Origin of the sequence: Pseudonocardia sp. SID8383 (genome assembly GCF_009864975.1) — a bacterium.
Classification (GTDB): domain Bacteria; phylum Actinomycetota; class Actinomycetes; order Mycobacteriales; family Pseudonocardiaceae; genus Pseudonocardia; species Pseudonocardia alni.
The window spans coordinates 1-8,377 of sequence record NZ_WWFY01000750.1; the positions used below are offsets into that span (position 1 = coordinate 1).

Here is an 8,377-nt window from a genome sequence, read left to right on the forward strand (position 1 = left end):
CCGCCACCGCGCCGCCGCCCGCCGGGGCGCTGTCCCAGCAGGTCACAGGCGCCGCGACCGGCGAGGCCGCGGTGCCGCACCTGCGGGCCCTGGAACGCATCGCCGACGACAACGGCGGCAACCGCGCCGCCGGGACCCCCGGCTACGACGCGACGGTCGACTACGTCGCCGGCGTGCTGCGCGACGCCGGCTTCGACGTCACCACCCCCACCTACGACGCCGGGGACGGCCGCGAGCTGCGCAACGTCGTCGCCCGCACCCGCGGCGGCGATTCCGCCCGGATCGTGCTCGCCGGCGCCCACCTCGACTCCGTTCAGGCCGGCCCCGGCATCAACGACGACGGCAGCGGCATCGCCGGGCTGCTCGCCGCGGCGACCGCGCTCGGCCCGCAGCCGGGCGTCGGCGCCACCGTCTCCTTCGGGTTCTGGGGCTCGGAGGAGGACGACCTGCAGGGCTCGACCGGCTACGTGCGGTCCCTGTCGGAGGAGGAGCGCGAGCACCACCTGCTCTACCTCAACGCCGACATGCTCGGCTCGCCCAACGGCGGCTACTTCGTGCAGGGCGGCCGCGGCGAGGACGACGAGGAGCGGGGCCCGCCCGGGTCCGGCGTCGTCGCCTCGGTGCTGGCCGAGGAGCTGGCCGCGGCGGGCGCCCCGCAGCCCGAGACCATCGGCCTCTACGGCGACGACGACGGCCCCTTCGCCGAGGTCGGCATTCCGGTCGCGGGCGCGGTCACCGGCGACGAGGACACCAAGTCCCGCTCCCAGGCCCAGCTCTGGGGCGGTGAACCGGGCCGGGCCTACGACGGCTGCTACCACTCGGCCTGCGACCGGATCGGCAACGTCGACACCGTGAAGCTGGACCGCTACACCCGGGCGATCGCGGCGACCCTGGCCCGTTTCGCCGACGCCACCCAGCGCCCCTCCGGCTGAGCCGACCCGACCGGGTCCCACGGGCGGCCGTGGGGACCGGTCCGCCTCAGAGCCGCGACGACGTCTCGCGGCCCGGCCGGCGGCGCGCCACCAGCACGGCCAGCCCCACCCCGAGCGCCGCCCCGGCGACGTCGACGAGCGCGTCGAGGACGTCCCCGCTGCGCCCGATCGGCAGCAGCGCCTGCGCGACCTCCGACGCCGCGGCGTAGACGACGAGCCCGCCCAGCAGCTGCCACACCCGGATCCCGGCGGCCCGCCCGGTCCACGCCAGCAGCGCGAACAGCAGCAGGTGGACGACCTTGTCGGTGCCCGGAGGTGCCGTCGGGACCCCGGACGCCGGGGTGAACAGGACCACCAGGCTCAACAGGACCGACAGGACGAACGGCTGGACACGCACGCCCCCAGTCTGCTCCACCGGTGACCGCCGGGATGAACACCGTCGAACCGGACGCCGACAGGCCGGGTTCCCGTCGTCCTGATCGTTCCAGACAGCGCTACCCTGATAGCCGTGACACGTCGAACCAAGATCGTCTGCACCATCGGTCCGGCCACGGCGACCCCGGACCGGATCCGTGACCTCGTGGAAGCGGGCATGGACGTGGCCCGGCTGAACTTCAGCCACGGGGACCGCGCCGACCACAAGCGCGTCTACGAGATGGTCCGCGACGCCGCCGACTCGACCGGGCGCGCCGTCGGCATCCTCGCCGACCTGCAGGGCCCGAAGATCCGGCTCGGCCGCTTCACCGACGGGCCCACCGAGTGGGCGACCGGCGAGGAGGTGCGGATCACGGTCGACGACGTGGCCGGCACCCCCGACCGGGTCTCCACCACCTACAAGGGCCTCGCCCAGGACGCCCAGGTCGACGACCGGTTACTCGTCGACGACGGCAAGGTCGGCCTGCGGGTCGTCGCCGTCGACGGCAACGACGTGGTCTGCCGAGTGACCGAGGGCGGCCCCGTCTCGGACAACAAGGGCCTGTCGCTGCCCGGGATGAACATCTCGGTGCCCGCGCTGTCGGACAAGGACATCGCGGACCTGGAGTTCGCGATGTCGCTGCGGGTCGACGTCGTCGCGCTGTCGTTCGTGCGCAGCCCCGCGGACATCGACCTCGTCCACAAGATCATGGACAACACCGGCGCCGGCCGCGTCCCGGTGATCGCGAAGCTGGAGAAGCCGGAGGCCGTCGACAACCTCGAGGCCGTCGTGCTCGCCTTCGACGGCATCATGGTCGCCCGCGGTGACCTGGGCGTGGAGCTGCCGCTGCAGAACGTGCCGCTGGTGCAGAAGCGCGCGGTGCAGATCGCACGGGAGAACGCCAAGCCGGTCATCGTCGCGACCCAGATGCTGGAGTCGATGATCACCAGCTCGCGCCCGACCCGCGCCGAGGCCTCCGACGTGGCGAACGCCGTCCTCGACGGCACCGACGCCGTGATGCTCTCCGGTGAGACCAGCGTCGGCCGCTACCCGATCAAGACCGTGCGGACGATGGCCGAGATCGTCGAGGCCGTCGAGGCGGGCCCGGCCGACGTGCCGCCGCTCAACCACGTGCCCCGCACCAAGCGTGGCGTGCTGTCCTACGCCGCCCGCGACATCGGCGAGCGGCTCTCGGCGCGGGCGCTGGTCGCGTTCTCCCAGTCCGGTGACACGGTCCGCCGCCTGGCCCGGCTGCACACCCGGCTCCCGCTGCTGGCGTTCACCCCGGAGCCCGCGGTGCGCAGTCAGCTCGCGATGACCTGGGGCGTCGAGACGTTCCTGGTCGACAAGGTCGACTCGACCGACGCGATGATCCGCCAGGTCGACCACGCGATCCTGTCGATCGGCAGGTTCAAGCCGGGTGACCTGGTGGTCGTCGTCGCCGGGTCGCCGCCCTCCACGGTCGGTTCGACCAACCTGATCCGGGTGCACCGCCTGGGCGAGAACGACCACGCCTGAGGCCGGTTGGGCATACTCACCGACCGTGAGTGCCGAATCCGCAACCGCGCAGACCGCAGCCGACGGTGAACCGCGCGGCCAGGCCGTCCTCGACGACCTGGTCGCACTGCTGGACCTGGAGCGGCTGGAGGACAACCTCTTCCGCGGGGTGAGCCCGCCGGTGTCGCTGCCCCGTGTGTTCGGCGGGCAGGTCGCGGGCCAGGCGCTGGTCGCCGCGGGCCGCACGGTGGCGGCCGAGCGGGGCGTCCACTCGCTGCACGCCTACTTCATCCGGCCCGGGGACCCGAGCATCCCGATCGTCTACGAGACCGAGCGGGTCCGCGACGGCCGGTCGTTCACCACCCGCCGGGTGCTCGCCATCCAGCGCGGCGAGCCGATATTCTCGCTGTCGGCGTCGTTCCAGCTGCCGCAGAACGGCCTGGAGCACTCCCAGCCGATGCCCTCGGACGTCCCCGCGCCGGATGCCGTCGACGACCTCGGCACCCGCGCCGCCCGCGGCGACGGAGGCTGGATGGCCGGGCTGCCGCGCCCGCTGGACATCCGGCTGATCGACGAGCCGTCCTGGTCGCAGGACCACCCCGGTCCGTCCGACGACCCGATGCGGCTGTGGCTGCGCGCCGACGGCGAGCTGCCCGACGACCCGCTGCTGCACGTGTGCCTGCTCACCTACGCCAGCGACCTGACCCTGCTGGGGTCGGTCGTCGCCCGCCACGACGTGCCCCGGACCGGGCTGCAGATGGCGAGCCTGGACCACGCGATGTGGTTCCACGCGCCGTTCCGGGCCGACGAGTGGCTGCTGTACTCGTGCTTCTCGCCGGCCGCGTCGGGCGGGCGCGGTCTCGCGAGCGGCCGCTTCTTCACCGCCGACGGCCGCCTGGTCGCCACCACCATGCAGGAGGGACTCGTCCGGGTCCCGCGCGCCGGGAGGGACGCACGCCCATGACCGTCGAGTCCGAGATCTCACTGCCCAGTGTCAACGGCGGCAGGCTGCCCGGCTTCCTGGCCCGCCCCGAGACCACCACCCCGGGCCCGGCGATCGTGATGATCTACGAGATCTTCGGGATGACCCCGGAGATGCGCCGGGTCGCCCGCGATCTGGCCCGCGAGGGCTACACCGTGCTGATCCCGGACCTGTTCGCCCGCGGCCGGGTGAAGCCGCTGTGCATCGCCTCGACGGTGGCGACGATGGCCACCGGCCGCGGCGCCGCGCTCGGCGACTGCGAGTCCGCGCGGCGCTGGCTGGCCGACCAGCCCACCGTCGACGCCGACCGGATCGGGGTCATGGGGTTCTGCATGGGCGGCGGGTTCGCGATGCTGCTGTCCCAGAGCGGTCTGTACCGGGTCGCGGTGCCGTTCTACGGCCGCGCCGGCGTCGAGGTGGAACCGGTCTGCCCGGTCGTCGCCAGCTTCGGCGGCCGGGACGCGCAGTTCGCCGACGGCTACCCGCAGCGCCTGGAGGCCGACCTGACCGAGCGGGGGATCCCGCACGACGTCGTCGTCTACCCCGAGGCCGGGCACTCGTTCATGACGCGCACGCCGGGTGTGAAGGGCGCGGTGGCGCGCCGGACGCCGCTGCACGCGGAGTACCACGAGCCGTCGGCGACGGACGCGACGGAGCGGGTACGGGCCTTCCTGCGCGACCACCTGTAGCCGGGGCAGGATGGGGGGTGTGAGCGAGCGCGATGATCAGCAGGACCGGGCCTGGGGCTTCCGCACCCGGGCCGTGCACGCGGGGACGGTGCCGGACGCCGCGACCGGTTCCCGGGCGGTGCCGATCCACCAGACGACCAGCTACGTCTTCCGCGACACCGACGACGCCGCGGCGCTGTTCGCGCTGCAGAAGTACGGGCTGATCTACTCCCGGATCGCCAACCCGACGGTGTCGGCGCTGGAGGAACGCCTGGCCAGCCTCGACGGGGGCATCGGCGCGGTGTGCACGGCCAGCGGGCAGGCCGCCGAGTTCCTCACCTTCGCCGCGCTCGCCGGGGCGGGGGACCACGCCGTCGCCGCGGCCGGGCTGTACGGCGGCACCATCACCCAGCTCGACGTGACGCTGCGCCGCTTCGGGGTCGACACGACCTTCGTGCCGGGCACCGACCCGGCCGACTACGCCGCCGCGATCCGCGACAACACCAAGTTCGTCTTCGCCGAGGTCGTGTCCAACCCGGGCGGCGAGGTCGCCGACATCGCCGGGCTCGCCGAGGTCGCGCACGCGGCCGGGCTCCCGCTGATCATCGACGCGACGCTGGCGACGCCGTACCTGTGCCGGCCGCTGGAGCACGGCGCGGACATCGTGATCCACTCGGTGACGAAGTTCCTCGGCGGGCACGGCACCACCCTCGGCGGCGTCGTGATCGAGTCCGGCCGCTTCGACTGGGGCAACGGTCGCTTCCCCGGGATGACCGAGCCGGTCCCGTCCTACGGCGGGCTCACCTGGTGGGGCAACTTCCAGGAGCTCGGGTTCCTCACCAAGCTGCGTGCCGAGCAGCTGCGCGACGTCGGCGCCACGCTGTCCGCGCACTCGGCGTTCCTGCTGATGCAGGGCGTCGAGACGCTGCCGCAGCGGATGGAGTCCCACGTCGCGAACGCGCAGAAGGTCGCCGAGTGGCTCGAGGCCGACCCGCGGGTGGAGTACGTGACCTATCCCGGGCTGCCGTCGCACCGACACCACGAGCGGGCTCGCCGGTACCTGCCCGCGGGGCCGGGTGCGGTGTTCGCGTTCGGGGTGCGCGGTGGCCGGGCCGCCGGGGCGCGGTTCATCGAGTCGGTGCAGCTGTGCAGCCACCTCGCCAACGTCGGCGACGCCCGCACCCTCGTCCTGCACCCCGGGTCCACCACCCACCAGCAGCTGACCACCGAGCAGCTGGAGCACGCCGGCGTCCCCGAGGACATGATCCGGATCTCGGTCGGGCTGGAGGACCCGGACGACATCGTCTGGGACCTCGACCAGGCCCTCACCGCCTCGCAGAAGGAGACCGCGTGACCTGGGAGAACCCGCCCGCGTGGCGGCGGCAGCAGATCCTGCGCGACACCCGCACCGTCGCCGTCGTCGGGGCGAGCCCCAACCCGGCCCGGGCCAGCAACTTCGTCGCCACCTACCTGCTGGCCTCGACCGGGTTCGAGGTGTACTTCGTCAACCCGAACGCGACCACGATCCTCGGGCGCCCGGTGTACCCCTCGCTCGCGGAGCTCCCGGTGACGCCCGACCTGGTCGACGTGTTCCGGCGGCCCGAGGACCTCGGCGGCGTGCTCGACGAGGCCCTCGCCCTCGACCCGGTCCCGTCGACGTTCTGGCTGCAGTTCGGGCTGTTCGACGAGGACCTGGCCCGCCGCGCCGAGAGCGCGGGCCTGACCGTCGTCATGGACCGCTGCCTCAAGGTCGAGCACGCGCGGTTCGCCGGTGGACTGCACCTGGCCGGGTTCGACACCGGAGTGATCACCTCGCGGCGCCGGGACTGACCCGGGTGCCCCCGGCGGTCAGATCCGTTCGGGGGCCCGCCCGGCGTCGTCGACGACCTCCTCGCTCGCCGCCGGGGGACCGGCCTCGGCGCGGGCCTGCTCCGCCGCCTCGTCGGCCTCCTCCCGGGTGGCGTACTCGGTGAGGACCCCGCACCCGCAGTCGCAGCGCACCACCCACCGGTCGGCGACGTCGGCCATCATCAGCACCTGCGGGTCGTGACCGTCCACGGGGGCCTCCTTCGGTGGCGTGACGGGCATCATTGCGCGCCGCAGCGACGTGCGCCATTCGTGGCGCGGGTCCGGTCCGCCGTCGTCAACCGTGACGAAATCCGGGTCGGGACCGTGACAGCGGCTGTGACGGGGGACACGGTGGACCGCCGTCGTCCATCGACCCGCAGATCCGGGGGAACCGCTATGACCGCCACCGTCGACCACGTCGCCCTCCTCCGCGCCCGGGTGCGGGGCCCCGTCCTCGGACCCGCCGACCCCGGCTACGACGCCGCGCGGCGGGTCTGGAACGCCGCGATCGACCAGCGACCTGCCGTCCTGGTCCGCTGCGCCGACGTGGAGGACGTCGTGACCGCCCTCGACCACGCCCGGAGGTCCGGGCTGGAGGTCGCCGTCCGCGGTGGCGCACACAACTCCGCCGGGCACAGCGCGGGGGACGGCGCCCTGGTGATCGACCTGGGTGACCTCGACGCCGTCGTCGTCGACCCCGACGCCCGCCGGGTGCGGGTGGGCGGTGGCGCGTTGCTGAGCGGGATGGACGCCGCCACCCAGGAGCACGGGCTCGCGGTCCCGGCCGGCGAGATCGGGCACACCGGTGTCGGCGGGCTGACCCTCGGCGGTGGCATGGGCTGGCTGACCCGGCGGGCCGGGCTGACCGTCGACCACCTGGTGTCGGCGCAGGTCGTGCTCGCCGACGGCCGGGTCGTGCGGGCCGCCGCCGACGAGCACCCCGACCTGTTCTGGGCGCTGCGCGGCGGGGGCGGCAACTGCGGCATCGTCACCGAGTTCGAGTTCACGGCGGTACCGGTCGGCCCGCTCGTGTCGGTCGGGATGTTCTTCTGCGGCCTCGACGACGGGCCGGCCCTGCTGCGCGCCGCCCGCGACGCGATCGGGCGGCTGCCGTCGACGGTCGGGTTCCAGGTCGTCGCCGTGAACGCACCGCCCGCCCCGTTCGTCCCGGAGGAGGTGCGCCTGCGTCCCGGATGGGCGGTGATGGTCGTCGGCACCACCGGAGCCGTCCCGGACCCGGACGCGGAGCAGGTGCACGACCTGCTCCGCGCGACGCTGCCGGACCGGCTGTTCGAGTTCTGCACCCCGATGCCCTGGACGGCGCTGCAGCAGATGTTCGACGAGCCCAACGGCTGGGGCGTGCACTGCTACGAGAAGGGCTGCTTCCTGCCGTCGCTGACCGACGCGGCCGTCGAGGACCTCGCCGCGCACGTCGCGCGGAAGGTCTCGCCGATGTCGGTCGTGCACCTGTACACCCTCGACGGCGCCTTCTCCGCCGTCGACGACGACGCGACCGCGTTCGGCGGCGGCCGCAGCCCGCGGCTCGGGCTGTTCGCGGTCGGGCTCACCACCGACCCGCAGGGCCTCGCCGCGGAGCGGGAGTGGGTCCGGGGCCTGGCCGCGGCGATGGCCCCGCACGCGCTCGGCGCCGGCGTGTACGTCAACTCGATGATGGGCGACGACGCCGGTCGGGTCCGCGCCACCTACGGCCCCAACTATGCACGGCTCGCTGCGGTCAAGGCGGTCTACGACCCGGACAACGTCTTCCACCGCAACGTCAACGTCCCTCCGGCGGGCTGATCCGGCTCACCAGCCGAGCAGGCCGACCAGGAACGCGTGGACCAGCCAGAACGGGGCGAAGGCCAGGGCGACCAGCCCGCCGGGCCCCACGCCGCGCCGGGCCGGGAACACCAGTGCGACGGCGGCGAGCCCCCAGGGGACGAGCAGGGCGACGCCGCGCAGCGGCCAGGACGCGACCCCGGTGGCCAGCGCGAGCAGCAGTGCCACCGCGACCCAGCCGGCCGTCGCGGCCAGG

10 protein-coding genes are annotated in these 8,377 nt (G+C 73.9%); 7 read left to right on the forward strand and 3 right to left on the reverse strand.

All coding sequences use genetic code 11. The features are described from left to right. Positions 1 to 932 (forward strand): M28 family peptidase (locus tag GTW08_RS18095; RefSeq protein ID WP_161152261.1); only part of this gene is annotated, 932 nt, incomplete at its 5' end. 46 nt (positions 933 to 978) lie between these two features. Here GTW08_RS18095 and GTW08_RS18100 read toward each other — a convergent pair. After that, positions 979 to 1,329, reverse strand: coding sequence for a VanZ family protein (locus GTW08_RS18100; RefSeq protein WP_304580014.1), 351 nt, complete (start codon positions 1,327 to 1,329; stop codon positions 979 to 981). A 111-nt stretch (positions 1,330 to 1,440) separates the two neighbouring features. On the opposite strand from GTW08_RS18100, the gene pyk reads away from it, so the two are divergent. From pyk to GTW08_RS18125, 5 genes are read left to right on the forward strand one after another with little or no spacing between them, the layout of a single operon-like run. Further along, positions 1,441 to 2,865: a pyruvate kinase gene (gene pyk, locus GTW08_RS18105; RefSeq protein ID WP_073573872.1), complete on the forward strand. Its 1,425-nt coding sequence runs from the start codon at positions 1,441 to 1,443 to the stop codon at positions 2,863 to 2,865. A 25-nt stretch (positions 2,866 to 2,890) separates the two neighbouring features. Beyond that, a complete protein-coding gene (locus GTW08_RS18110) occupies positions 2,891 to 3,808 on the forward strand; it encodes an acyl-CoA thioesterase (protein ID WP_073573871.1) in 918 nt (305 codons plus the stop codon). Then, positions 3,805 to 4,515 carry a dienelactone hydrolase family protein gene (locus GTW08_RS18115; protein ID WP_073573870.1) on the forward strand — a complete coding sequence of 237 codons (711 nt, stop codon included), beginning with the start codon at positions 3,805 to 3,807 and terminating at the stop codon, positions 4,513 to 4,515. Before GTW08_RS18110 ends, GTW08_RS18115 begins: the two co-directional genes overlap by 4 nt. 10 nt (positions 4,516 to 4,525) lie before the next feature. After that, entirely contained in the window at positions 4,526 to 5,848 is a 1,323-nt protein-coding gene (locus GTW08_RS18120) for an O-acetylhomoserine aminocarboxypropyltransferase/cysteine synthase family protein (protein ID WP_161152262.1), read from the forward strand. Continuing rightward, a complete protein-coding gene (locus GTW08_RS18125) occupies positions 5,845 to 6,324 on the forward strand; it encodes a CoA-binding protein (RefSeq protein ID WP_073573868.1) in 480 nt (159 codons plus the stop codon). The genes GTW08_RS18120 and GTW08_RS18125 overlap by 4 nt, the downstream gene beginning before the upstream one ends. An 18-nt stretch (positions 6,325 to 6,342) precedes the next feature. On the opposite strand, the gene GTW08_RS18130 is transcribed toward GTW08_RS18125, so the two are convergent. Beyond that, complete coding sequence (locus GTW08_RS18130; protein WP_073573867.1) at positions 6,343 to 6,552, reverse strand: hypothetical protein; 210 nt, start codon at positions 6,550 to 6,552, stop codon at positions 6,343 to 6,345. A 186-nt stretch (positions 6,553 to 6,738) separates the two neighbouring features. Between GTW08_RS18130 and GTW08_RS18135 the strand changes: the two genes are divergently transcribed. Then, positions 6,739 to 8,142 carry an FAD-binding oxidoreductase gene (locus tag GTW08_RS18135; protein ID WP_073573866.1) on the forward strand — a complete coding sequence of 468 codons (1,404 nt, stop codon included), beginning with the start codon at positions 6,739 to 6,741 and terminating at the stop codon, positions 8,140 to 8,142. Positions 8,143 to 8,148: 6 nt separating this feature from the next. Here the strand turns inward: GTW08_RS18135 and GTW08_RS18140 are convergent. After that, a partial coding sequence (locus tag GTW08_RS18140) for a hypothetical protein (protein ID WP_161152263.1) occupies positions 8,149 to 8,377 on the reverse strand: 229 nt, incomplete at its 5' end.

Bases quoted from the DNA above. Each gene is read 5' to 3' on its own strand.
- GTW08_RS18115 (WP_073573870.1), top strand. From the start codon at position 3,805: ATGACCGTCGAGTCCGAGATCTCACTGCCCAGTGTCAACGGCGGCAGG.
- GTW08_RS18120 (WP_161152262.1), top strand. From the start codon at position 4,526: ATGGGGGGTGTGAGCGAGCGCGATGATCAGCAGGACCGGGCCTGGGGC.
- GTW08_RS18135 (WP_073573866.1), top strand. From the start codon at position 6,739: ATGACCGCCACCGTCGACCACGTCGCCCTCCTCCGCGCCCGGGTGCGG.